22 protein-coding genes are annotated in these 24,327 nt (G+C 65.6%); 15 read left to right on the top strand and 7 right to left on the bottom strand.

The features are described from left to right. Nucleotides 1–49: 49 nt before the first annotated feature. From EYF70_RS05185 to EYF70_RS05215, 7 genes are all read left to right on the top strand, one after another. Nucleotides 50–1,843 (top strand): RecQ family ATP-dependent DNA helicase, encoded by a 1,794-nt coding sequence (locus EYF70_RS05185; protein WP_131144456.1) that lies wholly within the window; start codon nucleotides 50–52, stop codon nucleotides 1,841–1,843. Nucleotides 1,844–2,217: 374 nt separating this feature from the next. Beyond that, complete coding sequence (locus EYF70_RS05190) at nucleotides 2,218–3,363, top strand: ligase-associated DNA damage response exonuclease (protein WP_131144457.1); 1,146 nt, start codon at nucleotides 2,218–2,220, stop codon at nucleotides 3,361–3,363. After that, on the top strand, nucleotides 3,356–5,002 hold the full coding sequence (locus EYF70_RS05195) for an ATP-dependent DNA ligase (RefSeq protein ID WP_131144458.1): 1,647 nt from the start codon (nucleotides 3,356–3,358) through the stop codon (nucleotides 5,000–5,002). Before EYF70_RS05190 ends, EYF70_RS05195 begins: the two co-directional genes overlap by 8 nt. Continuing rightward, on the top strand, nucleotides 4,999–7,470 hold the full coding sequence (locus EYF70_RS05200) for a ligase-associated DNA damage response DEXH box helicase (protein WP_131144459.1): 2,472 nt from the start codon (nucleotides 4,999–5,001) through the stop codon (nucleotides 7,468–7,470). Before EYF70_RS05195 ends, EYF70_RS05200 begins: the two co-directional genes overlap by 4 nt. Nucleotides 7,471–7,535: 65 nt before the next feature. Then, a complete protein-coding gene (gene pdeM, locus EYF70_RS05205) occupies nucleotides 7,536–8,186 on the top strand; it encodes a ligase-associated DNA damage response endonuclease PdeM (protein ID WP_131148902.1) in 651 nt (216 codons plus the stop codon). A 226-nt stretch (nucleotides 8,187–8,412) separates the two neighbouring features. Further along, nucleotides 8,413–8,730, top strand: coding sequence for a KGG domain-containing protein (locus EYF70_RS05210; RefSeq protein ID WP_131144460.1), 318 nt, complete (start codon nucleotides 8,413–8,415; stop codon nucleotides 8,728–8,730). A 45-nt stretch (nucleotides 8,731–8,775) separates the two neighbouring features. Further along, nucleotides 8,776–9,030 (top strand): hypothetical protein, encoded by a 255-nt coding sequence (locus EYF70_RS05215; protein WP_131144461.1) that lies wholly within the window; start codon nucleotides 8,776–8,778, stop codon nucleotides 9,028–9,030. A gap of 58 nt (nucleotides 9,031–9,088) precedes the next feature. Here the strand turns inward: EYF70_RS05215 and EYF70_RS05220 are convergent, their stop codons facing one another. Continuing rightward, on the bottom strand, nucleotides 9,089–9,586 hold the full coding sequence (locus EYF70_RS05220; protein ID WP_131144462.1) for a pyridoxamine 5'-phosphate oxidase family protein: 498 nt from the start codon (nucleotides 9,584–9,586) through the stop codon (nucleotides 9,089–9,091). Between the two features lie 240 nt (nucleotides 9,587–9,826). Between EYF70_RS05220 and EYF70_RS05225 the strand changes: the two genes are divergently transcribed. From EYF70_RS05225 to EYF70_RS05245, 5 genes are all read left to right on the top strand, one after another. Next, a complete protein-coding gene (locus EYF70_RS05225; RefSeq protein ID WP_371861728.1) occupies nucleotides 9,827–10,462 on the top strand; it encodes a PepSY-associated TM helix domain-containing protein in 636 nt (211 codons plus the stop codon). A gap of 15 nt (nucleotides 10,463–10,477) precedes the next feature. Further along, a complete protein-coding gene (locus EYF70_RS05230) occupies nucleotides 10,478–10,993 on the top strand; it encodes a DUF2271 domain-containing protein (protein ID WP_131144464.1) in 516 nt (171 codons plus the stop codon). A 10-nt stretch (nucleotides 10,994–11,003) separates the two neighbouring features. Then, complete coding sequence (locus EYF70_RS05235) at nucleotides 11,004–11,828, top strand: DUF4198 domain-containing protein (protein ID WP_131148903.1); 825 nt, start codon at nucleotides 11,004–11,006, stop codon at nucleotides 11,826–11,828. A gap of 224 nt (nucleotides 11,829–12,052) precedes the next feature. Next, nucleotides 12,053–12,937 carry an FAD:protein FMN transferase gene (locus tag EYF70_RS05240; RefSeq protein WP_307722121.1) on the top strand — a complete coding sequence of 295 codons (885 nt, stop codon included), beginning with the start codon at nucleotides 12,053–12,055 and terminating at the stop codon, nucleotides 12,935–12,937. After that, nucleotides 12,934–14,283: a sulfite reductase subunit alpha gene (locus EYF70_RS05245; RefSeq protein WP_131144466.1), complete on the top strand. Its 1,350-nt coding sequence runs from the start codon at nucleotides 12,934–12,936 to the stop codon at nucleotides 14,281–14,283. The genes EYF70_RS05240 and EYF70_RS05245 overlap by 4 nt, the downstream gene beginning before the upstream one ends. 207 nt (nucleotides 14,284–14,490) lie before the next feature. Here EYF70_RS05245 and EYF70_RS05250 read toward each other — a convergent pair whose 3' ends face one another. From EYF70_RS05250 to EYF70_RS05275, 6 genes are all read right to left on the bottom strand, one after another. Further along, nucleotides 14,491–15,660, bottom strand: coding sequence for a DUF2325 domain-containing protein (locus tag EYF70_RS05250; protein ID WP_131144467.1), 1,170 nt, complete (start codon nucleotides 15,658–15,660; stop codon nucleotides 14,491–14,493). A gap of 2 nt (nucleotides 15,661–15,662) precedes the next feature. Continuing rightward, nucleotides 15,663–15,989, bottom strand: a complete 327-nt coding sequence (locus tag EYF70_RS05255) for a hypothetical protein (protein WP_131144468.1) — start codon at nucleotides 15,987–15,989, stop codon at nucleotides 15,663–15,665. Nucleotides 15,990–16,210: 221 nt separating this feature from the next. Then, a complete protein-coding gene (gene hemP, locus EYF70_RS05260) occupies nucleotides 16,211–16,393 on the bottom strand; it encodes a hemin uptake protein HemP (protein WP_131144469.1) in 183 nt (60 codons plus the stop codon). A gap of 245 nt (nucleotides 16,394–16,638) precedes the next feature. Beyond that, nucleotides 16,639–17,442 (bottom strand): Crp/Fnr family transcriptional regulator, encoded by an 804-nt coding sequence (locus tag EYF70_RS05265; protein WP_131148904.1) that lies wholly within the window; start codon nucleotides 17,440–17,442, stop codon nucleotides 16,639–16,641. 610 nt (nucleotides 17,443–18,052) lie between these two features. Next, complete coding sequence (locus tag EYF70_RS05270; RefSeq protein WP_131144470.1) at nucleotides 18,053–18,697, bottom strand: response regulator; 645 nt, start codon at nucleotides 18,695–18,697, stop codon at nucleotides 18,053–18,055. 161 nt (nucleotides 18,698–18,858) lie between these two features. Then, the gene (locus tag EYF70_RS05275) at nucleotides 18,859–19,326 is read right to left on the bottom strand and encodes a universal stress protein (protein ID WP_131144471.1); all 468 of its coding nucleotides are present in this window, start codon (nucleotides 19,324–19,326) and stop codon (nucleotides 18,859–18,861) included. Between the two features lie 351 nt (nucleotides 19,327–19,677). Here EYF70_RS05275 and EYF70_RS05280 point away from each other — a divergent pair, with 351 nt between their 5' ends. The 3 genes from EYF70_RS05280 (at nucleotide 19,678) to leuC (ending at nucleotide 24,149) form a co-directional block, all read left to right on the top strand. Beyond that, nucleotides 19,678–20,523, top strand: coding sequence for a protein phosphatase CheZ (locus EYF70_RS05280; RefSeq protein WP_131144472.1), 846 nt, complete (start codon nucleotides 19,678–19,680; stop codon nucleotides 20,521–20,523). Continuing rightward, nucleotides 20,523–22,445, top strand: coding sequence for a chemotaxis protein CheA (locus tag EYF70_RS05285; RefSeq protein WP_131144473.1), 1,923 nt, complete (start codon nucleotides 20,523–20,525; stop codon nucleotides 22,443–22,445). The genes EYF70_RS05280 and EYF70_RS05285 overlap by 1 nt, the downstream gene beginning before the upstream one ends. A gap of 300 nt (nucleotides 22,446–22,745) precedes the next feature. Next, a complete protein-coding gene (gene leuC / locus EYF70_RS05290) occupies nucleotides 22,746–24,149 on the top strand; it encodes a 3-isopropylmalate dehydratase large subunit (RefSeq protein ID WP_131144474.1) in 1,404 nt (467 codons plus the stop codon). The last annotated feature ends 178 nt before the right edge of the window (nucleotides 24,150–24,327 follow it).

Below are 24,327 nucleotides of genomic sequence, written 5' to 3' on the forward strand. Positions count from 1 at the left end.
CTATCGTACTGATTACGATAGTCCACGGGCGCCTCGGGCGCACATCCACATGGTTACCAGAAACCTGAGCGCCGGCGAACTGCGCGGCGCACAACGGGCAGGGGCGGCGCTGACCCGGCGCATCCGCAACCTGCTCCACAACGTGTTCGGCGTCGATCACCTGCGCGCCGGCCAGCAGCGCGTCATCGACAGCGTGCTGGAAGGGCGCGACACGCTTGCCATCATGCCGACCGGCGGCGGCAAGTCCCTGTGCTACCAGATTCCCGCCTCGATCTTCAAGGGCACCACGGTGGTGGTGTCGCCGCTGATCTCGCTGATGAAGGACCAGCTGGAAAAGCTCGAGGAGATCGGCATCGGCGCGGCCCAGCTGAACAGCAGCCTGTCGCGCCAGGAAGAAGTCGAGGCGCTGGACAGCATACGCAACAACCTCAGCCGCATTGTCTTCTGCACCCCCGAGCGGCTGGCCACGCCCGAGTTCCTGGCCGTGCTGCAGGAAACCCATATCTCGCTGCTCGTGGTGGACGAAGCCCACTGCATCTCCCAATGGGGCCACGATTTCCGCCCGGCCTACCTGGAGATCGGCGCCGCGCTGCGCGCGCTGGGCCAGCCGCCCGTGCTGGCGCTGACGGCCACCGCGACCGAGGATGTCATCAAGGACATCTCCCAGCAGCTCGGCGCGCACCGCATGAACGTGATCAACACGGGCGTGTACCGGCCGAACCTGCGCTACCGGGTGATCCAGGTCACCAATCCGGCCGAGAAAACCGCGCAGGCGCTGCGCCTGGTGCGCGAGACGGCCGGCGTGGGCATCGTCTACGCGGCCACCGTGAAGGCCGCCGAGAAAATGCACGCGGCGCTGGAAGAAGCCGGCGAAAGCGTGGCGCTGTACCACGGCCGGCTGCCCGCCAGGGAGCGCAAGGAAAACCAGGACCTGTTCATGGCCGGCGAGCGGCGCGTGATGGTGGCCACCAACGCCTTCGGCATGGGCATCGACAAGAGCGATACGCGCTTCGTGATCCACCTGCAGGTACCGGCCAACCTGGAAGCGTATTACCAGGAATCGGGCCGCGCCGGCCGCGATGGCGAACCGGCCGACTGCACGCTGCTGTACTTCCAGGACGACAAGCGCCTGCAGCAATTCTTCCTCGTCAAGCATTACCCGACGGCGCAGGAATTGCGCGACGTATACGAAGCCGCCGCGGCGCGCGTGCCATGCCAGGCGGCTGTGATCTGCGAGGCGGTGGCGCATATTCCCGACAGCCAGTTGAAGGTCTGCCTGAAATTGCTCAAGGATGGCAAGCTGCTGCGGCAAAACCGCAAGCTCGACTGGCTGCTGACGACCCGCGACGCGAAGGCCGCCGATTTCGCGCAGCTGGCCGCCATCTACGAGGAAAAGCAGGAGCGCGACCAGCAGGCGCTCGAACAGATGGTCGCCTACGCGCAGAGCGGCTATTGCCGCTGGAAGCTGCTGCTCGATTACTTCGGCGACGATTCGGCCAGCGTGGCGGAGGGCGGGGCGGAGGGCGCATCGGCCAAGTCTTCTTCCAGGCCCCTGGCCGCGGCGGCGGCGGGTGCGCGTACGCCCGGCTCCTGGGGCTGCGGCTGCTGCGACAATTGCGTGTCGCCACCGGCCGTGCAGCCGGTCGAGGATGAGGATCCGCTGTTCGAGGACGTTCCCGGGCCGATGGTGCCGCAGCTGCCCGTGTTCGCCGTCGGCAGCCAGGTCAAGGTACCGAAATTCGACATCGGCACCGTACTGTCCGTGGCAGGCGACCAGATCACCATCGAGTTCCCGGAAAACACGACCAAGACCTTCATGGCGGAGTTCGTGCAACCCGTCTGAGGTCCACCCCAACTGCAAATTCCGGGGTCAGGGAGGAATACTGGCTTGCAGGCCAGTATCGCTACGTCGGCAAGGAGCGATGCTCCTTGAAACCCCGACTCCGCCCCGGCGGGGTGACGCAGGGGTTTCGCGAAGCATGCTTCGCGCCTGCGGAACGGTGCTGGCATGCAGGCCAGCACTCCTTCCTGACCCCAGCCTTTCGCTGTTGGGGTGAATGCATCAGCTTTCAATGCGTCGTGTAACTCATAGCTAAATGGCGGGGCTGACCCGCTGTTGACCTGGCCACGTATCCAGTCAAACCCTTGCCCGCCGGACTTTGTGCGCTGGCGGACAGAGCACCCGCCTCCGGCTGGCTAGAATGGCCTGAAGGAGGAATGCATATGGCCGGGGACATGGTCGTGGTGCGCAGGGAAGGCTTGTACTGCGTGCCGGGAGATTTCTACATCGATCCGTGGCGGCCCGTCGATCGCGCCGTCATCACGCATGGCCATGGCGACCATGCGCGCGTGGGGCATGGCCACTACCTGGCGGCGGCGCCCGGTGTCGGCATCCTGAAGTCGCGCCTTGGCGACATCACCGTGCAGGGGCTCGAGTACGGCGACACCGTCGAACACAACGGCGTGCGCATCTCGCTGCATCCGGCCGGGCACGTGCTGGGTTCCGCGCAGGTGCGCATGGAGTGCGGCGGCGAAGTGTGGGTGGCTTCCGGCGACTACAAGGTGGAGGCCGACGCCACCTGCGCGCCGTTCGAACCGGTGCGCTGCCATACCTTCATCACCGAATCCACCTTCGGCTTGCCGATCTACCGCTGGGAACCGCAGCAGCAAACCTTCGACGACATGAATGCCTGGTGGCGCCGCAACGCCGAACAGGGCCGCGCCAGCCTGATGCTGAGCTATGCGTTCGGCAAGGCGCAGCGCATCCTGTCCGGCCTCGATCCGAGCATCGGGCCGATCGTCTGCCATGGCGCCGTCGAGCCTCTCAACCGCGTGTACCGCGAAGCCGGCGTGGCGCTGCCGCCGACCCGGATGGTCAGCGAGGTGGACAAGGCCGACCTGAAAAGCGCCATCATCATCGCCCCGCCCTCGGCGGGCGGTTCGCCGTGGGTGCGCCGCTTCGGCGATTTCTCCGACGCGTTCGCCAGCGGCTGGATGCTGCTGCGCGGCGCGCGGCGGCGGCGCGGCGTCGACCGGGGCTTCGTGCTGTCCGACCATGCCGACTGGCCGGGGCTGATGGCGGCCATCAAGGGCACCGGCGCCGAACGCGTCGTCGTCACGCACGGGTCGATCCCGATCATGGTGCGCTGGCTGTGCCAGAACGGCTACGATGCCAAGGGCTTCGATACGGAATACGGCGACGACGAGGCCGAGGAAGCCGCCGCGACGGAAGGGGACACCCCCAGTGCGCCGGAACCGCACCCGGATGCGAAACGCTGGGTCTCCCCCGAGAAAGCCGAGGCCGCCCGCGCAGCAGGTACCGGCGAGCGCGCGGCAGGCGGCGAGGAGGAAGGCGATGCGTGAATTCGCGCGCCTGTACGCGGAACTCGACGAGACCACCGCCACCAACCGCAAGCTCGATGCCCTGAAGGCGTATTTCAGCAGCGCGGCACCGGAAAACGCCGCGTGGGCCGTGTATTTCCTGGCCGGCGGCAAGCCGCGCCAGGCGATTCCCGTGAAACTGCTGCGCCAATATGCCACCGAATACGCGATGCTCGACGAATGGCTGTTCGACGAGTGCTACCACGCGGTGGGCGACCTGGCCGAAACCATTGCCCACATCCTTCCTGAACCGAAGCACCGCAGTGACGTGGGGCTGGCCGAGTGGATCGAACAGCGCATCGCGCCGCTGCGGGGCGCCGCGCCGGAAACCATCCGCGCCGCGCTGTTCCAGTACTGGGATGAACTGGAGACAGGCGAGCGCTTCCTGCTGGTGAAGCTGATCGGCGGCGGCTTCCGCGTCGGCGTGTCCAGGCTGCTGGTGACGCGGGCGCTGTCCGGCATTGCCGCCGTGGACGCCAAGCTGATCGCGCAGCGGCTGATGGGCTGGACCGATGGCAGCGTCAGCCCCACGGCGAAAGGGTTCCTGCAACTGATCGCGCAGGAATCGCCGGACGAACATGCGCAGCGCGGCGGCCAGCCTTACCCATTCTTCCTGGCGCACCAGCTCAACGCCGACCCCGCCACGCTCGGCGAGCTGGAGCGCTGGCAAGTCGAGTGGAAATACGACGGCATGCGCGCCCAGGTGGTGCGCCGGGATGGCAGCTGGGTATGGTCGCGCGGCGAAGACCTGATCACCGAGCGCTTCCCCGAACTGGCCGCGCTTCCGCTGCCGGATGGCACCGTGGTCGACGGCGAAATCCTCGTCTGGCGCGGCGGCGAAGGCGAAGCGGATGCGCCGGCGCCGTTCGCCGACCTGCAAAAGCGCATCGGCCGCAAGGCGCTGTCGCCCAAGTTCCTGGCCGAGTACCCGGCCGTGCTGGTGGCCTACGACCTGCTGGAACGCGACGGCGTGGACCTGCGCAAGCTGCCGCAATGCGAGCGCCGCACCCTGCTCGAACAGCTCGTGGCGGAGGTGGCTTCGCCGCAGCTGCGCATCTCGCCGCTGGTCAAGGCCGACAGCTGGGAGGCGCTGGCCACCATCCGCGAGGAATCGCGCATGCGCGGCGTGGAGGGCATGATGCTGAAAGCGAAGGATGCGCAATACGGCGTGGGCCGCACCAAGGACGTGGGCACGTGGTGGAAGTGGAAGATCGATCCCTACAGCGTGGATGCGGTGCTGATCTACGCCCAGGCCGGCCACGGCCGCCGCGCCTCGCTGTACACGGACTACACGTTTGCCGTGTGGGACAGCGACGGCAACGGCGGCCGCCACCTGGTGCCGTTCGCCAAGGCCTACTCGGGCCTGACCGATGCCGAGATCGCGCAGGTGGACAACGCGGTGCGCCGCACCACGGTCGAGCGCTTCGGTCCGGTGCGCAGCGTGCGGCCGACCATGGTGTTCGAGATCGGCTTCGAAGGCATCCAGGCCTCGCCCCGGCACAAGTCCGGCATCGCCGTGCGTTTCCCGCGCATCCTGCGCCGGCGCGACGACAAGGCTGTGGAGGAAGCCGATACGCTCGACATGCTGAAAGGCTTGCTGGCGGGGGCATCCGGCGCATGACGGCGGTCGACGACTGGTTTGCCGTGCGCGGCTGGACGGTCTTCCCGTTCCAGCGCGCCGTGTGGGAAGCGGCGCTGGCCGGAGAATCGGGCATGCTGCATGCCACCACCGGCTCGGGCAAGACCTACGCCGTGTGGTTCGCCGCGCTGCTGCGGACCATGGCGGCAACGGCGCGCAAGGACAAGAGAAAGGCGGCCGGCTTGCGCGTGCTGTGGCTGACGCCGATGCGCGCGCTGGCGGCGGACACGCTGCGGGCCTTGTCCGACTCGGCGGCCGACCTGGTGCCGGGCTGGACCATCGATGCCCGCACCGGCGACACGTCGTCGGCGGCCCGGGCGCGGCAGGCGAAACGCCTGCCCGAAGCGCTGGTGACGACGCCGGAAAGCCTGTCGCTGATGTTGTCGAAGGCCGACGCGCAAGAGCAATTCTCCATGCTGGACATGGTGATCGTCGACGAGTGGCACGAACTGATGGGCAGCAAGCGCGGCGTGCAGGCGCAACTGGCGCTGGCGCGGCTGCGCCACTGGAATCCCGGCCTGGTGGTGTGGGGCCTGTCCGCCACGCTGGGCAACCTGCAGCGGGCGCAGGAAGTCCTGCTGGGTCCGGGCCGTAGTGGCGTACCCGCCGGCACGATCGTCGAAGGCAGCCTGCGCAAGGAAATCGTCATCGATACGCTGATCCCGGCCAATCCGTCGCGCTTTCCGTGGGCCGGCCACCTGGGCATCCAGATGCTCGGCCCGGTGATCGGCGAGATCGAGCGGCACGCCACCACGCTGGTGTTCTGCAACACCCGCTCGCAGGCCGAACTGTGGTACCAGAACATGCTGGAAGCGCGGCCGGACTGGGCCGGCCTGATTGCGCTGCACCACGGCTCGCTGGACAAGGAAGTGCGCGACTGGGTGGAACTGGGGCTCAAGAAGGGGTCGCTGAAAGCGGTGGTGTGTACCTCCAGCCTCGACCTGGGCGTCGATTTCCTGCCTGTCGAGCGGGTGCTGCAGATCGGCAGCGCCAAGGGCATCGCCCGGCTGTTGCAGCGTGCCGGGCGGTCCGGCCATGCCCCGGGGCGCGTGTCGCGCGTGACCCTGGTGCCGACGCAGAGCCTGGAATTGCTGGAAGCGGCCGCCGCGATCCAGGCGGTGAAGGACCGCGATATCGAGTCGCGCCCGGTGCCGGACAAGCCGCTCGACGTACTGGTACAGCACCTGGTGACAGTGGCGCTGGGCGGCGGCTTCACGTCAGCGGCGCTGTACGAGGAGGTGCGCACGGCCTGGTCGTATCGCGACCTGACGCCCGAGGAGTGGCAGTGGGCGCTGGATTTCGTCGCCCGTGGCGGCCAGAGCCTGACCGTGTACCCGGAATACCGGCGCGTGCTGCCGGACGAGGCGGGCGTCTACCGCGTGCCGGACGCGGCGATCGGGCGGCGGCACCGGATGGGCATCGGCACCATCGTGTCGGAAGCCATGATCCAGGTGAAATTCCAGAGCGGCGGGCGGATCGGCACGGTGGAAGAAGGCTTCATTGCCCGGCTCAACAAGGGCGACCACTTCCTGTTCGGCGGGCGCGTGCTCGAATTCCTGCGCGTGCATGAAATGACGGCCTATGTGAAGCGGGCCACCGGTGCCAGGGGGGCGGTACCCCGCTGGCAGGGCGGCAAGATGCCGATGTCGTCCGAGCTGGCGCACGCGGCGCTGGAACAGATGCGGCTGGCCACGGAGGGCATCTTCCGCGGGCCAGAGATGGAAGCCGTGCGGCCGCTGCTGGAAATCCAGGCGCGCTGGTCCGCACTGCCGACACCGCAGCGCACCGTCATCGAAAGCGTGCACAGCCGTGAAGGCCACCACCTGTTCATGTATCCGTTCGCTGGCCGTTCCGTGCATATCGGGCTGGCGTCGCTGCTGTCATGGCGCATGGGGCGGCTGCGGCCGGCCACGTTTTCCATCGCCGTCAACGATTACGGGTTTGAGTTGCTGGCGGCGGAGGAGGTGCCGTGGGCGTCCGTGTTCGATGCGGAGGCCGGCAGCGACGTGGCGCTGTTTACCACCGACGGCCTGCTGGAAGACGTGCTGGCCAGCCTGAATGCCACCGAGCTGTCGCAGCGGCGCTTCCGCGAGATCGCCCGGATTGCCGGCCTGATCTTCCAGGGCTATCCGGGGCAGCCGAAAAGCAACCGCCAGTTGCAGGCCTCGTCCTCGCTGTTCTTCGAGGTGTTCCGCAAGCACGATGCCGGCAACCTGCTGCTGACGCAGGCGCAGCGCGAGGTGCTGGAACAGGAACTGGAACTGAAGCGCCTGCGCGCCACGCTGGAAGCGTTGCAGGCCCGCTCGGTCAGCTACCATGAAACCAAGCGCGCCACGCCGTTCGGCTTCGCGCTGATGGTGGAGCGGTTCCGCGAAAAACTCAGTACCGAAAAGCTGTCGGACCGGGTGGCGCGCGTGCTGCGCGAGCTGGAGAAGGCGGCCGGGCCATGAGCGGCAAGGTGGATGACAACGCGGACGCCAAGGTGGACAACAAGGCAGGTGGCACAGGCGGGGCGATGGCCATCGAACTGGCCGGCGAAGCCGTGCTGCTGCTGCCGGAAAAAGCCTTGTACTGGCCGCGCGCGCGCATGCTGGTGGTGGCCGACATCCATTTCGGCAAGGCGGCCTCGTTCCGGGCGCTCGGCGTGCCGGTGCCGCGCGGGACGACAAGCGAGAACCTGGCCGGCCTCGACGCGCTGCTGGCAACCCACGATATCGGCCATATCCTGTTCCTGGGCGATTTTCTGCATGCGAAGGCCGCGCATGCCAGCGCCACGCTGCAGGCCATGCTGGCCTGGCGCGAACGCCACCCCGCGCTGGCGCTGACGCTGGTGCGGGGCAACCACGACAAGCATGCCGGCGATCCGTCGCGCCTGCTGCGGATCGACCTGGTCGACGAACCGCACCGCATCGGGCCGTTCGCGTTCTGCCACCACCCGGACTTGCCGGCGGACGAAGCCTATGTCCTGGCCGGCCATGTGCATCCCGTATACCGGCTGGCGGGGCGCCGCGATGCCTTGCGCCTGCCTTGCTTCGTGGCCGGCGCGCGGCGTGCCATCTTGCCGTCCTTCGGCGCGTTCACCGGCGGCCACCCGGTCGAACCCTCCGCCGGCGAGCGTTTTTTTCTCGTCGCGGAGGACCGGATTTTCGCTATCGGCCCGGGATAAGTCGAAGATAAGTCGAGGCTAAGCTTACAGTAGGCGTTCTCCTACAGTCAGACATGTAGCCGTCCTATATTTGCTGTTCAGTGCTTCCACTACCATGAAGTCTCCTGTTGCCCGAACGTTATTACAAAAGATCGTCGCTGGTCGGTATCCCGCTCGGGCACCGGGATCCCTCCTTACTGTACCCACGTCAGCGTTCCCCCAATGCGTCACTTCAGGAGAGACCACCATGGCTTCAAATCAGGGTAACAATCGCGGCACTCGACAAGGCGAAGGACAAGGAAACAAGCAGAGCACTACCCGCAACCGGGGCTTCGCATCGATGGACCCGCAGCGCCAGCGTGAAATCGCGTCCGAAGGTGGCCGCGCCGCGCATGCCAAGGGTACCGCGCACGAGTTCACCTCGGAAGAGGCACGCCGCGCCGGTGCCATGAGCCATAAAAATGGCAACCGCCAGAGCGCCTCGCGCGCCGCCAGCAACAGTGACAGCGACCAGGGCAACCAGGCCGGCCAGTCAGACAGCCGCAGCGAAAACCGCCAGGGCTGATTCCACCGCAACAGCAGGGTAACCACAGGGCTCAGGAGATATTGCATGACTCCACCTGACAACTCCCGCAAGAACAACAGTGAAGACACCTTCGTTCTGGTAGATACGGAACATCCGGGCATCGGCAATGTCGATGTGCCCGAGACGGAAGTACGCCGCCTGGACAAGCCAATTCCCGGCAACCGCCAGACGGCGGACCAGGGTTCGCGCCAAAGCGGAGACTACTCGTCCCGCCAGGGCGGGGAACCCCCGGGCACCGAAGGCGGTGCCCCTGGGCCGGAAGCCAGTTCCGGTGTATGACGACACCCCCGGCCGCGTGCCGGGGTTTTTGTTTGGGCGCCCGGAAGGCGCCGCGTGATCAATGCCCCAGGTGACGATGCTCGCCGACATTGGTGGGCGGCTTGCCGGTGATCGCGGCCTTCGCCATGGCGAACAGCGTGACCATCTTGCTGTTAGCGGTATCCCAGTATTCTGCGCCATGGATGTCCACGCGCAGCAGTGCCAGGTGCGGATCGTCCAGGCCCTGCGGGAACCAGGCCTTGACCGCGGGGTTCCACAGCTCCTCGGCTTTCACGCGATCGCGCAGCAGCTCGGCCCGGCCCGACACCGACACGTACAGGTGATCATCGACATCGGCAAAGGACACGTTGATCGACGGGTTGTCCAGCAGCTCGTGCGTGAATGCTTCCTTGTCCGACACGAAGAACCACAGGTTGCCGGCGTCATCCAGTTGCTGGACCGTCAGCGGGCGGCTGGTCAATGCGCCGTGCGCATCCTGCGTGGTAAACATGCCGAACTTCACATCCTTGATACGGTCGCGCAAATCGTGCAGTTCGTCGGTGGTGAACGTGTCCATGATGCCTCCTTTCAAGATTGTCCTGAACAAGTCAACAGCATAGCCGTCCGTGGCGGGCCTCTCTGTTCGCTGCCGTACATGAAAGCCGTCGGAGATTTGTTTCGTTTGTAACAGGGGAGGGGGGCGCCGGTTGACGCTTCAAATGATAATCATTATCATCTACTGATTACTACAGGCATGACACCATCAAAACGGCAGCGGGGAAAAGTGAGCACCAAGGAAGAAGCGCGGCAAAGTGACCTGCAAGCCACGGCGAAAAATGCCGGCCGGGCTGTCTGGCTGAAGCAATTGCACCAGTGGCACTGGATTTCTTCCGCGCTGTGCCTGCTCGGGATGTTCCTGTTTACGATTACGGGCATCACGCTCAACCATGCTGCGCAGATCGAGGCCAAGCCGACCGTCGTGCGCAAGCAGGCCGAGGCGCCGGCCGCGCTGGTCACGCAGTTGAAGGCGCTGGGCGAAGAACGCGACGGTGAAAAAGCGCCGCTGCCCGAGGCGGCCGAACGCTGGCTGCGCGATACCTGGTCGGTCAAGGCCGGCGGCCGCGAAGCCGAGTGGTCTGTCGATGAAGTCTACCTGCCGATGCCGAAGGCGGGCGGCGATGCCTGGGTGCGCATCGGCTTCGAGGATGGCGCGGCCGAATTCGAACACACCGACCGCGGCTGGATCTCGTGGCTGAACGACGTGCACAAGGGCCGCAATACCGGCACGGCATGGAACTGGTTCATCGACATCTTCGCCGTGATCTGCCTGGTGTTCTGCATTACCGGTTTCCTGATCCTGAAATTCCACGCGGCCAACCGGCCATCCACCTGGCCGGTGATCGGGCTGGGGATGCTGGTGCCGATCGTGATCGCCCTGTTGTTCATCCATTAATAAAAAAGGCATACCATGAAATTACGCTATTCCATCGCGCTCGGCATCCCGCTGGCCAGTGCGCAGGCGATGGCCGCCGACCTGGCCCTGAAGCTCGACATTCCGCAGCTGAACGTGGCCGAGTACCACAAGCCCTACATCGCCGCGTGGCTGGAAAACGCCGACCAGAAGGTAGTGACGAACCTGGCCGTGCTGTATGACGTGAAGAAGAAGGACAAGGCCGGCGAGAAGTGGCTGAAGGACATGCGCCAGTGGTGGCGCAAGTCCGGCCGCGACCTGGCGATGCCGGTGGATGGCGTGTCGGGTGCGACGCGTGCGCCGGGCGAGCATACGCTGACGTTCCCGGCCGCGAAGGATGCGCTGGGCAAGCTGCCGGCCGGCCAGTACACGGTGGTGGTGGAAGCTTCCCGCGAGGCGGGCGGCCGCGAGCTGGTGAAAGTGCCGGTGGCATGGCCGCCGAAGGGTGCCAAGGAATTCTCCGCGAAGGGCAAGGAAGAGCTGGGCAATGTCGTCGTTCAGGTCAAGCCATAAGGAAAACATGATGCGTATTCAAAAAACCGTGATCGCGCTGGCACTGGCCGGCGCAGCATTCGGCGCCCAGGCGCACAAGCCGTGGGTGCTGCCATCGTCGACGTTCGTCGAGAATGACAGGGAAGCATGGGTGACGGTCGACGCCGCCATCTCGGAAGGCCTGTTCGACATCGACCACGTGCCCCTGAAGCTGGATGGCCTGACGATCATCGGCCCGGATGGCGCCACGCTGGAGCCGCAGAATGTGGCGAACGGCAAGCTGCGCAATTCGTTCGACGTGAAGATGGCCAAGAACGGTACCTACAAGATCGCGCTGGTCAACCAGAACGTGTTCGCCAGCTACAAGGTCAACGGTGAAATGAAGCGCTGGCGCGGCCTCGAAGCCAGCATGGCCAAGGAAGTGCCGGCCAATGCCGAAGACCTGAAGGTGACGCGCACCAGCTCGCGCATCGAGACGTTCGTGACGGCCAACGAGCCCAGCGACGCGGTGCTGAAACCGACCGGCAGCGGCCTGGAACTGGTGCCGGTGACGAACCCGACCGAGCTGCGCGCCGGCGAGAAGGCCACCTGGCGCTTCCTGCTGGATGGCAAGCCCGCCGCCAACCTGCCGTTCAGCCTGATCCCGGGCGGCGTGCGCTACCGCGGCACGCTGAACGAAGTGCGCTTCAGTACCGACGCCAAGGGCGAGATCACGTTCACGATCCCGGCGGCCGGCATGTACGTGGCCACGGCCAGCTGGCCGGCGCCGCAGGCACAGGGCGCTCAGGGTGGACAGGCGCAGCCGCCGGCACGCCGCGTGACGTACTCGGGTACGGTGGAAGTGCTGCCCGAGTAATGGGCCCGGGATTGCGTCGAACGCTGCTGCCGCACGCGATCTCGCCCGAACCGCCGCCCGCCGGGGCGCAGGTGCGCGAGTACCGCGGCCTCAGCATGGGCACGAGCTGGTCGGCGCGGGTGGCCCAGCCGGCCGCCGCGCCGCATCCGCCTGCGCATCTCTCTACGCACTCATCTGCACATTCAGCTGCACATTCATCTGCGCACTCATCTGCACATTCAGCTGTGCATTTGTCCGATGACCTGCATGTGGGGTTGCAGGCGCAGCTGGACGATGTGGTGGCGCAGATGAGCCACTGGGACCCCGCTTCCGACCTGGGCCGTTTCAACCGCGCCCCGGCCGGCACCTGGCAGGTGTTGCCGCCGGCGTTCTTCCAGGTGCTGGCGTTTGCGCTGGACGTCTGCCGCGACAGCGGCGGCGCCTGCGATCCCTGCGCCGGGGCACTGGTCAACCTGTGGGGCTTCGGCCCCGTCAACCGTTACGACGAGCCGGGCTTCACGGCGCCCACGCCCGAACAGGCGCATGGCGCGCTGCCGGCCGCGCGCGTGCGGCTCGATCCCGTCAGCCACAGCGCGCTGCAGCCCGGTGGCGTGCAGCTCGACCTGTCCGCCGTCGCCAAGGGGTATGGAGTCGATCGGCTGGCACGCTGGCTGGAAGGGCAGGGCATCCGCGACTACCTGGTGGAAGTGGGCGGCGAATTGCGCGGTGCCGGCCTGAAGCCCGATGGTCAGCCCTGGTGGGTGGCGCTGGAAGGAGTGGACGATGCACCTTCCGGCGACGATGGCATCGTCGCCGCCTTGCACGGCCTCGCCGTGGCCACCTCCGGCGACTACCGCCGTTTTTTCCTGCACGATGGCCGGCGCCATGCGCACACGATCGACCCGCGCAGCGGCATGCCGATCGAGAATGGCCTCGCTTCCGTGACCGTGGTTGCCGCCAGTTGCATGGCGTGCGACGCCTGGTCGACCGCGCTGACCGTGCTGGGCCCCGTGGATGGCCTGGCGCTGGCAGAACGCCGCGGCATCGCGGCCCGCTTCGTGGTGCGCACGGCCGGCGGCCTCGTCGAACACCTGAGCTCGCACATGCGGGCGATGCTCGAACAAGCATGATCCTGACCAACGATACGACCCGGCTGGCGCTGACCGCCGCCTGTTTCGCCGCCTACGGCGTCACCTGTTTCCTGCCATGGCTGCGCATGCGCCGCAAGCGCGCCGCCGCCGGCACCGCCGACCCGGCAGGCTGGATCGTCGCCTATGCCAGCCAGACCGGCAACGGCGAGGAACTTGCGCAGCAGACCGCGGCCACGCTGCGGCTGGCCGGCATCGGCGTGCGCGTGATGGAACTGGGCGATGTCTCCGCGCAGGCCTTGCAGGGCGCCGAACGGGCCCTGTTCATCGCCAGCACCTACGGCGAAGGCGATGCGCCGGATGGCGGTGCCGCGTTTGCCGGCAAGCTGATGACGCGGTCGCTGCCGTTGCCACGCCTGCACTATGGCGTGCTGGCGCTGGGCGACAGCAGCTATGCGCATTTCTGCGGTTTCGGCCGTGCCCTCGACGGCTGGCTGGCGGCGCAGGGTGCGCAGCCACTGTTCCCTCGGGTGGAAGTGGACCGGGGGGCGACGGCCGACCTGGCGCCGTGGCGCCAGCAGCTTTCCCACCTGGCCGGCACCAGCGATGCGCCGGATTGGGAAGCGCCGGCATTCACGCCGTGGCGGCTGGCCCGCCGGCGGGTGCTGAATCCGGGCAGCGCCGGCGCGCCCGTGTACCACATCGAACTGGAGCCCGCGGCCGGTGCGCTGCCGGCCTGGCAGTCCGGCGACCTGGTGCAGGTGGTGCCGCCGGCACAGGCCGACCGGCCGCGTGAATATTCGATCGCCTCGGTGCCGGCCGATGGCTGCGTGCACCTGCTGGTGCGCCTGCACCGGCACGATGACGGCAGCACCGGCATCGCTTCCGGCTGGCTTTGCCAACACGCGGAAGAGGGCGCGCTGGTGCCGCTGCGCCTGCGGCCTCACCGCCGCTTCCGCCTGGAAGACAACGCCGCCCGTCCCTTGATCCTGATCGGCAATGGCAGCGGCATCGCCGGCCTGCGCGGCCACCTGCGTGCCCGCGTGGCGGCGGGCCAGGGCCGCAACTGGCTGCTGTTCGGCGAACGCCAGCGCGCCCATGACCTGCACTACGGCGACGAGTTGATGGCCTGGCAAGAGCAGGGCATGCTTGCCCGGCTGGACCTCGCGTTCTCCCGTGACGGGGCGGGGCGCGGCTATGTGCAAGACTTGCTGGCGCCCGCCGCCGACCTGCTGCGCACGTGGATCGCCGACGGTGCCGCCGTGTATGTCTGCGGCAGCCTGGAAGGCATGGCCGGCGGCGTCGACCAGGCGCTGCGCGGCATCCTCGGCGATGACGCCGTCGAGGCCCTGGCCGCTGGCGGGCGCTACCGTCGCGACGTCTACTGACCAGCTACCATTCCCCGGCCACCGTTTCCCGGTACCGGGCCGCGCATCACCAGCAAATGTTGCCCAAAACCGGGGTCTGACCCCGATGTATGGCAATGTTTCCCAAAACCGGGGTCTGACCCCGATGTCTGGCAACTCACAAAAAAAGCCCCGCGCGAGGCGGGGCTGGGGAGTTCCGCGAGGTTGCGGATGAGAGGTACTCAGTACTCAGGGTGCCAGTTCCTCGAGCCCGCGCTGCAGGCTGGAGATGCTGGGATTGTCGATGAACACGCAGCGCTTGCCGGTGCGCTTGCAGAAATCCTTCACGCGCCAGTAGGCGCTGTGGCTGATGCAGCCGGTCTGGCAGATCACCAGGTCGGCGGCGGCCAGGCTGGCTTCGAGCTTGCCGGCGTTGTCTTCGAGGCCGCCGTCATGGTGGGCGAACTGGGCGCCGGCGCGTTCGATCAGGGTCCGGTATGAAGCGACGTTGCCACTGCGGCCCCCCACGCACAGGATGCTGCGTTCCGCCAGCCGGATGGGCATGCGGATGATGTGCTCGACCGCTGCCGGTGATGCCGGTTCCTCCTCGCGCGGCGCCGGCTGCGATTGCGCCTGCACGAGTTCGCGGCGCAGCTCGGCCACCTGTTCGCGCAACTGCCGCTCCCGCTCGTCGCTTTGCTCCAGCCGCTGCGCCAGCCGCTCGCGCGAGGCCAGGTCAGGGATGGAGTCGCGCAACTGTTCCAGTTCCAGGCGCAGCGCATCGATCATGCTGTCGCGGCTGACCAGCTGGGCGCGCAACTGCATCAGCGCGCTGGCATCGCGTTCCAGTTCGGCGTTGCGTTCCAGCTGCATGGCGGCGCTGCGCTGCTGCAGCCTGGCCAGCTCGCGCGCCAGCTGCCCGTTTTCCTCGACGACGGCATTGAAGCGGTTGATGTCGGCACGGGCGCAGGCGCCGGCCTGGTGCTGGATCATGTGCAAGTCGCGGCACATCCGTTCTTCCAGTTCCGGTGCGCAGCGGGGATGCGTCAGTCCCGCCCAGAAGGCGCCGGCAACGTCGCCGCCAGCCACCGCGCCCTGCCACAGTTCGGCCACGCCCTCCGTGGTGCGCGCGGTGCGGAAACGCGTGATCACCGCGGCGTAGCGGCGTTCCAGTTCCTTCTGCAACACCTCGGACAGCCGGTTGCGCGTGCCGCATTCGCTAACGGCGCCCACGTGGATTTCATAGTCGTCGGCCAATATCTTGCCACCGGTAACCTTGCCGACCAGCTTGCGCAAGGTGCCGATCGGCAGCGAAACGCCGACCAGCGGGCAGTGGCAAGTGTGGCCCAGTTCCCAGATGCGGCGGCGGCGCGACGTCTGCGCTTCCTGCGGCTCGGTGGCGGCATGCTTGTCGCACATGGTCAGACCACCTGTGGCGCCGCGCGGCCCCTGGTCATCAGCCGGGCCAGGAAGCCATCGTCCTTCTTCGGCGGTGGCAGCGAACGCTCGACAACGACGGCCCATTGTTCGGACAACTGCTGGCAGGTCGCGGCCAGCACGGGCGACAGGCCCGGCAGGCCGGCCAGTGCCTTCAGGTGGCGTTCGATGACGGAAGCGAGCTTCACGCAGCCCTTGCCGTCGGCCGTGTAGTGGGACATCAGGTGCAGCACGGCGGACAACATCAGTTCCGGCTGCTGCCCGCCGGTGGTGGGCGCCAGGTAGATCGGGTCGGTATGGTCGAAAGCCATCGTACTCTCCTCGGAAACGATCAGCTGGCGGCGGCTGGCTGGGATGATGAGTGGGTGCCTGGCGACAGCGTGGCGGATGAGGCGATCGTTCCTCGGGCTGGCCGGGCGAACGCCGCGGAAGAGCCAGCCATGCCGGGTGCCTGCGATGACACTGGCGGGGAGGAACAGGACAGCCGCGCCTTCATGCCACGATCGGTGCCGGGTTTCCCGCTGGTTCAGGTTCAGGCAGTGAGAATCAGCTTGTTCAGCTGGGTGATGCGCAGGCGATAGATCCGGCCCGCATGCTCGATCTCGACTTCACGCTGGTCCTGCATCAGGCCTGCGGTGGTCAGGCGGCGTACTGGCGCGGGCTGCCGGGCAGCAGGCACCGGCTTCGATTGGTTGGCTTGGGTCTGCATGGTCATTTTGCCTTAAATAAGAATGATTCGCATTTGCATTATTGGTCAGGGCTGTAAGAAATGCAAGCGTTTTTTTGGTGCGCGCGTGCAGGAAATCGACAGCCCGCGCGTGCAGGAAATTGACAGCCCGCGCGTGCAGGAAATCGACAGCCCGCGCGTGCCAGGCCGGCGGCATAAAAGGTAAGCCGGAGGCATAAAAAAAGGCCCGCCGAAGCGGGCCCAAGCTGGGTAAGGCAAACAGGTGTGGAACGTCAGACCGTGGCCACGAGCTGCACCGGCGGCGTGGCTGCGGCTTCCGCGGCGGCCTTGGCCCGGTTGGCGGTGGCCTTGCTGCGCGAGCGGGACGGCGGCAGGCGGCGCAGGGTTTTCAATGCATCCGCATCCTTGATGCCGATCGTGCGCTGGTCGACCGTGATCAAGCCGATTTCGTTGAAGGCGGACAGCGTGCGGCTCACCGTTTCCAGCGTCAGGCCCAGGTAGCTGCCGATTTCATGGCGGGTCATGCGCAGGTTGAACAGTTTGCTCGAGTAACCCATCTGGGCGAAGCGGTCGGCCAGCGACACCAGGAAGCGCGCCACGCGGGCTTCGGCGCTCAGCGCACCCAGCATGCCGATCATCGCCTGTTCGCGCACCAGTTCGCGGCTCATCACGCCGTACATCATGTGTTCCAGTTCCACATGGACGCGGCCCAATGCCGTCAGCTTCTTGAACGGCAGCAGGATCAGGTCGCAATCGGACAAGGCCACCGCTTCCGACGCGTAATGGCGGCTGTGGATGCCATCCACGCCCAGCATGTCGCCCTTCATCGGGAAACTCAGCACCTGTTCGTTGCCGAATTCATCGATCAGCACGGTTTTCAGGAAGCCGGAGTTGACGATGTACAGCGTGTCGAACGGCTGGCCGATCGTGTGGATGCGCTGGCCGGTCTTGAACTGCACATGCTGGAACAGCAGTTCTTCGGCGTTGACGGAACAGGCCGCCGGGATGTGCAGGAGGTCGCAGACTTCCTTCAGGTTCGACCAGAGACGGCCCTGGCGCTGGCGACCCGCCTCCATGGCGGGTGTTTGGGCGGCCGGGGCGGCGACTCGGGCTTCGGACATTTGCGTAGGGAGCATGCTGATCTCCTGATTTCAGGTCATGTAGTTCGGATTAAAAAACGTATAATTTTTGGTTCGTTTAAAACTATTCAAAACTTATCTTGCGGCTTGCATTCAGCCTGTTTGCAGCTTGTTTGCAGCTTGTTTGCAGCTTGTTTGCAGCTTGTTTGCAGCTTGTTTTCAGCTATTCAAAACTCGTTTGCGGCCTGTTTTATGGCTTGTTGTCGGGCTTGTTGCCGGGACTTCTCCGAGGTGTGCAGGAAACCGGCCCTGGTTTGAAACTGCCGGTTATATTTTTCCGCCGCCATCGGTCGTGCTATCAATCGGCTTCAAATCGGCTTCAAATCGCCTTCGAATCGCCTTCAAATCGCCTTCAAATCGCCTTCAATCGGAGTAGATGTACGGCAACTCGCCTTGAATGGTTTCAGTATGCCAACGAGGGGTGGGGAAGGATATCGGTATGCGCTGAATATGCTCGTAGGAGCCGGCGCAGATCTGTAGGAATATTCCTACTGATCGATATCATGCGTCAGAGTGGGAAAGAGGCCCCGAGCGGGGCCAGGCAGGGTCAGGACTTGAAGGGAGACAGCAGTTTGTGCGCTACGGCGTATTGAACCATTTCCGACAGTGAACTCATCCCCATTTTCTGCATGATCCGGGTTTTATGGGTACTGACGGTTTTTACCGACAAGTGCAGGCTATTGGCGATTTCGGTGATCGACTTGCCTGAAACGAGCAGCGAAAAAACCTCGAATTCACGGTCCGATAACTGTTTATGCAACAGGCTTTCATTGGGCATCATGATATTCAGGGCCAGCTGCTCGGCGACCTCGGTACTGATATAAGGCCGTCCGGAGGCCACCTTGCGAATGGCGCCCACCAGCTGCGTTCCGGCGCTTTCCTTGGTCAGGTAACCCTGGGCGCCGGCGCGAATGGCCCGCACGGCATACTGTTCTTCTTCGTGCATCGTGAGAATCAGCACGTTCAGCTTGGGGGCTTCGCTGCGAATCTGGCGGATCAGGTCGACACCGCTGCGGCCTGGCATCGACAGGTCGAGCAGCAACAGGTCGAAGCCACCCTGGCGCACATGGCGCAGGACCTCGAAGCCGTCGACGGCTTCGCCAACGATGTCGATGTCGGGGGCGCCATCGAGGATGCGCTTGAGGCCCTCGCGCATGATGGTATGGTCGTCTGCGATGACTATTCTGATCATGGATGGTTCGGTGACACTCCGGTATTGCTTATCGTCATCCCGATGGCACCCTGCGGCGCAACACCACGCGCGAGCATGGGGTGCGGCAGGCAAGACGGCATCGAGGGCAAGGGCATCAGGGGCGAAAGCATTCAGTGCGGCGGTGGCGGGTGTTGCAAGACCTATTCAGGCAGGGGTTCTTTCAGCAGGCGGTGCACGAGCACCGGGATCTTCGAGTGGGACAACACCTTGTTCGTGACACTGCCCAGCAACAGCTGGCCCCAGCCGCTGCGCCCATGGGAGCCGATGAAGATCAGGTCGCAACCCTTCTGTTCGGCGATTTCTACGATCTTCAGCGCCGCGCTTTCGGAAAATGCCGTCATGCTTTCGCACGGCACGCCTTTCTTGTCGCACGATGTCACGATCGACTGCACGTGGTCGCGGCCGGCGCGGCCCATCGCGGCACGGTATTCCTCTTCGCTGGGATAGCTGGGCGGAATGATCTCGACATAGATCGGATACTGGTATTCGGGCGCGACAAACAGGGCCAGCACTTCGGCGCCGAGTTGCTGGGCGAACGATACACCGGCGCAGGCAGTCATCCGGGACACGGCGGAACCATCGGTGGTAATCAGAATTTTCCGGTACATACCCGCTCCTTGAATGCATGCGCACCCGCATTGTAGTCCCGATTCACGCCCTTGTCTGGATGCAAACACTTGATCTTCCTCAATGGAGAGATGAGGGAGAGATGAGCTCGGCACAACATTGCTGTCGATACTATCTTTGTACATGACAAACATCGCGGCAGGCATCGCGACCCAAATACAACAGAAACCCTTTTTTTCCAGTTGCCGCGCAGGATTGAACCAACCGAGATTGAACAAGCGGACGGGCCCCTGCTACACTCGCGGAAGTGCGTTAATATTGCCGTGAGTCATCAAGCAAGACACACAGGTAGTTGATACGAAAGCATTTTTTGAATATGGAGAAGCAGGGATATGACCGACGCCGCTGATGATTTCGACGCATTATTCGAGGAAGTGTCCGCGCAGCGTGCCAACGCCACCCCGGCACCGGCACCGGCTCCGGCCCCCGCGCCGGCCGCGGCCGCCGCCGATGACGACCTGGAAAATCTGTTCGACGAAATCGCCTCGACCCGAACCGCGGCTCCTGTAGCCACCGCAGCGCAGGCCGCTGCCCAGATCGCGGATGCGCCGGTCGCCGAGGAGGGTGCGCAGGATGGCACGATGTTCGAACGCCTGGGCGGCATCGTCCGGCTATTGCACGACTCGTTGCGCGAACTGGGCTACGACAAGGCGCTGACCGAGGCCTCGAGCCAGATCGTGGATGCCCAGGACCGCCTGGAATACGTGGCTTCGCTGACCGAGCAGGCCGCCAACAAGGTATTGAACACCCTCGACGACGGCATGCCGGCACAGGACGTGCTGTCGAAGAAGTCGAAGGAAATGGAAGACCGCTGGGCCGCGCTGTTCGAAGGCAAGCTCAGCATTGAAGAATTCAAGGCGCTGGCCGGCGATTCGCGTGCGTTCGCGCATGCCGTGTCCGAAGCCACCGAAGCGGAAAAGGCGCGCCTGCTGGAAATCATGATGGCGCAGGACTTCCAGGACATCACGGGCCAGCTGATCAAGAAGGTCGTGATCATCACCAAGACGGTCGAGCAGGAGCTGGCACAGTTGCTGAAGGATAATGCACCGCCCGACAAGCGCGAACTGATTGCGCAGAAAGAGGCCCTGGAGGTGTCGCTGATGAGTGGCCCGTCGGCCCCGTCCGTGGCCCTGAACCAGGACAACGTGGACGACCTGCTTGCCGACCTGGGGTTCTGATGGACGATATGCTCAAGGAGTTCGTCGTCGAGGCGATGGACCTGGCGGTCAATGTCGAGGAGCACCTGCTGCGCCTCGAGCGCGACCCCGACAACAAGGAAACGCTGAACGCCGTGTTCCGTTCGTTCCACACCATCAAGGGTGGCGCGGGCTTCATGAACCTCGGCGCGCTGGTGTCCGCCTGCCACCTGACGGAAAACCTGTTCGACGCGCTGCGCACCGGCGCCGCGCCCGTCACGCCGCTGTCGATCGAGGCGGCGCTGCAGGCGTCCGGCTTCGTGGCCGACCAGCTGGCGGAACTGAATAACGGTGCGTCGCCGGACAGCATGGGGCCGATGCCGGCCGACCTGGAAGCGATCCTGAACCAGGCCATCGAAGGCAAGGAAAGCTCGGCCAAGCCGGCGGCGAAGGCTGCGCCGGCTCCCGCGCCTGCGCCCGCCGCACCTGCTCCCGTGGCTGCCCCGGCAGCCGCGGCGGCGCCGCGCGCGCCCTCGGCCGACGGTATCGACTGGGAATCGATGTACGAGGCGGTCGTGCCGCCGGGTACGTACAGCCGTGCGGCCAGCGCGCCGGCCCCGGTCGCTGCCGCGGCCAGCGTGCCCGCCACGCCCGCGGCACCTGTCGCCGCCCCGGCTGCCGAAGCGCCGGCCGCCGCCCCTGCCAGTGATGCCACTCCCGCCAAGAAGTGGGATGGTGTCGAGCGCCGCGATGAAGCCAAGGCCGTCCACGCGGCGCCGGCGAAAGAGGAAAGCATCCGTATCGACGCGGTCAAGCTGGACGCGCTGCTGGAAGTGGCCGGCGAATCCGTGCAGGCCGCCAACCAGGCCGCCGTGCTGCTCGAGCGCCTGCAACAGTTCAAGTTCGAAGGCCAGGCCGCCACGCTGATGTCGGCCCTGACCGAGACGCTGGAGCGTGCCTCGCGCTACTCGACCGAACTGCAGCGCGCCACGCTGGCGACCCGCATGCAGCCGGTCGGCCGCCTGTTCCAGAAGTTCCCGCGCCTGGTGCGCGAACTGGCGAAGGACCTGGGCAAGGAAGTCGAACTGGTCATCGAAGGCGCGGAAACGGAAGTGGACCGCGTGGTTGTCGACAGCCTGTACGATCCGCTGGTGCACATGCTGCGCAACGCGCTCGACCACGGCGTGGAAGGTCCGGATGCCCGCGTGGCCGCCGGCAAGAATCCAAAGGCCACCATCCTGCTGAAAGCGTGGCAGGAAGCCAACAGCGTGATGATCGTGCTGCAGGACGACGGCAAGGGCATGGACCCGGTCGCGCTGCGCCGCAAGGCCGGTGAAAAGGGCCTGATCTCGCCGACCGCGAACATGACGGACGACGAGTCGTACCAGCTGGTCTTCCTGCCGGGCTTCTCGACCAAGGAAGTGGCTTCGTCCGTTTCCGGCCGCGGCGTGGGCATGGATGTGGTGAAGACCGCGGTGGAAAAGAACCGTGGCGCGATCCACATCGAATCCGCGCTGGGCAAGGGCACCAAGTTCGCCATCCGCCTGCCGATCGAGCTGTCGATCGTGCCGACCATGCTGGTGTCGACCTCGGGCGCGCTGCTGGCGCTGCCGATGGCCGTCGTCGAGCGCGTGGTGGAACTGCCGGAAACCTTCAACGAAGTGGGTGGTGCCCCGGTGATGAAGGACCAGGGGCGGCCGCTGCCGGTGCGTTCGCTGGCCAATGCGCTGGGCTACGAACTGTCGACCGAACGGGTGGGCATCGTCATCAACGCGCCGCAGCCGTACATCCTGGCCGTGGGTGCCGTGGATGGCACCGCCGACCTGGTCATCAAGCCGATGACGGCCCTGACCGTGGAAGGCGTGACCGGTACCGCGCGCTCGGCCGAGGGCGAGCTGGTGCTGGTGGTCGGCCTATCGTTCCTGATGGATGGTTGCAGGAGCAGCGTGCGCATGGCAGCATAACAAGTTCGCCAAGCAAGTCACCCAAAAAAGCCTGCGACCGCATCGCAGGCTTTTTTTACGACTAGAATATTGCCTGTATCCGGGGTCAGACCCCGGTTTCAGGAAACATTCCCGAGAAATGGGGTCCGCCGCATCGCCGGACCGCCATTTTCGGAGCAATTTTAGCAACACGGCGCCCTAGGCGCGCAGCAGGGAAATGCAAGGGACAGCGGCCCACGAGGCGGAAAGTCGGCTTGTTTTGCAGCGCACAAACTGTGGCATAATCAAAACGGAACTTTCTACACACAGGCAGCAAGCAGCATTATGAAGACGCTTTACGACAAACTCTGGGAATCGCATGTGGTGCGCACGGAGGAAGACGGCACCGCCATCCTGTACATCGACCGCCACCTCGTGCATGAAGTCACCAGCCCGCAGGCCTTCGACGGCTTGCGCGCCGCCAACCGCGCTCTGTGGCGCCTGTCCGCCAACCTGGCGGTGGCCGACCACAACGTGCCGACCACCGACCGCTCGCACGGTATCGAGGATCCCGTTTCCCGCCTGCAGGTGGAAACGCTGGACAACAATACCAAGGAGTACGGCGTCACGTACTTCAACATGAACGACAAGCGCCAGGGCATCGTCCACGTGATCGGCCCGGAGCAGGGCGCCACGCTGCCCGGCATGACGGTGGTCTGCGGCGATTCGCACACCTCCACCCACGGCGCGTTCGGCGCACTGGCGCACGGCATCGGCACGTCCGAGGTCGAGCACGTGCTGGCCACGCAGACACTGCTGGCGAAAAAGTCCAAATCGATGCTGGTGCAGGTCGACGGCGACCTGCTGCCCGGCGTGACCGCGAAGGATATCGTGCTGGCCATCATCGGCAAGATCGGTACCGCCGGGGGCACCGGCTACGCGATCGAGTTCGGCGGCTCGGCGATCCGCGCACTGTCGATGGAAGGCCGCATGACAGTCTGTAACATGGCGATCGAAGCAGGCGCGCGCGCCGGCATGGTCGGCGTGGACGACACCACGATCAACTACGTGAAGGGCCGTCCGTTCGCGCCCGCGGGTCCGCACTGGGAGCGCGCCGTCGAGTACTGGCGCACGCTGCACACCGAACCGGGCGCGAAGTTCGACATGGTCGTCACCCTCGATGCCGCCGAGATCAAGCCGCAGGTCACCTGGGGCACCTCGCCCGAGATGGTGGTGCCGGTCGATGGCCGCGTGCCCGATCCCGACCAGGAAAAAGACACGGTCAAGCGCGAGGCGATGGAAAAGGCGCTGGTCTACATGGACCTCAAGCCGAACACGGCGATCGAGGATATCCGCATCGACAAGGTATTCATCGGTTCCTGCACCAACTCTCGCATCGAGGATCTGCGCGCCGCCGCCGCCGTGGTGCGCGGCAAGCAGCGCGCCTCGAACGTGAAGCTGGCCATGGTGGTGCCGGGCTCCGGCCTCGTCAAGGAACAGGCCGAGCGCGAAGGGCTGGACACGATCTTCAAGGCCGCCGGTTTCGAATGGCGCGAGCCGGGCTGCTCGATGTGCCTGGCGATGAACGCCGACCGCCTCGATCCGGGCGAGCGCTGCGCGTCCACCTCGAACCGCAATTTCGAGGGCCGGCAAGGCCAGGGCGGGCGCACCCACCTGGTGTCGCCGGCCATGGCGGCCGCCGCCGGTATCGCCGGCCACTTCGTCGACATCCGCGGCCTGCGCTGATCGCGCGCCGTGGACGTGTTTGACCCCAACGGCAAATGCCGGGGGGGCAGGGTCTGAAGCGGGAGATGGCAGGTATGCCGCCTCCCGCTACGCAGCGAGGAGCATGCTCCTCGAAACCCTGCTCCGCCCCCAGGTTTTGCACCTGGGGTTGAAGCATGAGTCCTCAACGCTTTCAAAA

The organism is Pseudoduganella albidiflava (genome assembly GCF_004322755.1).
Lineage (GTDB): Bacteria > Pseudomonadota > Gammaproteobacteria > Burkholderiales > Burkholderiaceae_D > Rugamonas > Rugamonas albidiflava.

Coding starts and splice junctions, on each gene's coding strand:
- EYF70_RS05185 (WP_131144456.1), top strand. CDS start 50: ATGGTTACCAGAAACCTGAGCGCCGGCGAACTGCGCGGCGCACAACGG.
- EYF70_RS05190 (WP_131144457.1), top strand. CDS start 2,218: ATGCATATGGCCGGGGACATGGTCGTGGTGCGCAGGGAAGGCTTGTAC.
- EYF70_RS05195 (WP_131144458.1), top strand. CDS start 3,356: ATGCGTGAATTCGCGCGCCTGTACGCGGAACTCGACGAGACCACCGCC.
- EYF70_RS05200 (WP_131144459.1), top strand. CDS start 4,999: ATGACGGCGGTCGACGACTGGTTTGCCGTGCGCGGCTGGACGGTCTTC.
- pdeM (WP_131148902.1), top strand. CDS start 7,536: ATGGCCATCGAACTGGCCGGCGAAGCCGTGCTGCTGCTGCCGGAAAAA.
- EYF70_RS05210 (WP_131144460.1), top strand. CDS start 8,413: ATGGCTTCAAATCAGGGTAACAATCGCGGCACTCGACAAGGCGAAGGA.
- EYF70_RS05215 (WP_131144461.1), top strand. CDS start 8,776: ATGACTCCACCTGACAACTCCCGCAAGAACAACAGTGAAGACACCTTC.
- EYF70_RS05220 (WP_131144462.1), bottom strand. CDS start 9,586: ATGGACACGTTCACCACCGACGAACTGCACGATTTGCGCGACCGTATC.
- EYF70_RS05230 (WP_131144464.1), top strand. CDS start 10,478: ATGAAATTACGCTATTCCATCGCGCTCGGCATCCCGCTGGCCAGTGCG.
- EYF70_RS05235 (WP_131148903.1), top strand. CDS start 11,004: ATGCGTATTCAAAAAACCGTGATCGCGCTGGCACTGGCCGGCGCAGCA.
- EYF70_RS05245 (WP_131144466.1), top strand. CDS start 12,934: ATGATCCTGACCAACGATACGACCCGGCTGGCGCTGACCGCCGCCTGT.
- EYF70_RS05250 (WP_131144467.1), bottom strand. CDS start 15,660: ATGTGCGACAAGCATGCCGCCACCGAGCCGCAGGAAGCGCAGACGTCG.
- EYF70_RS05255 (WP_131144468.1), bottom strand. CDS start 15,989: ATGGCTTTCGACCATACCGACCCGATCTACCTGGCGCCCACCACCGGC.
- hemP (WP_131144469.1), bottom strand. CDS start 16,393: ATGACCATGCAGACCCAAGCCAACCAATCGAAGCCGGTGCCTGCTGCC.
- EYF70_RS05265 (WP_131148904.1), bottom strand. CDS start 17,442: ATGGAGGCGGGTCGCCAGCGCCAGGGCCGTCTCTGGTCGAACCTGAAG.
- EYF70_RS05270 (WP_131144470.1), bottom strand. CDS start 18,697: ATGATCAGAATAGTCATCGCAGACGACCATACCATCATGCGCGAGGGC.
- EYF70_RS05275 (WP_131144471.1), bottom strand. CDS start 19,326: ATGTACCGGAAAATTCTGATTACCACCGATGGTTCCGCCGTGTCCCGG.
- EYF70_RS05280 (WP_131144472.1), top strand. CDS start 19,678: ATGACCGACGCCGCTGATGATTTCGACGCATTATTCGAGGAAGTGTCC.
- EYF70_RS05285 (WP_131144473.1), top strand. CDS start 20,523: ATGGACGATATGCTCAAGGAGTTCGTCGTCGAGGCGATGGACCTGGCG.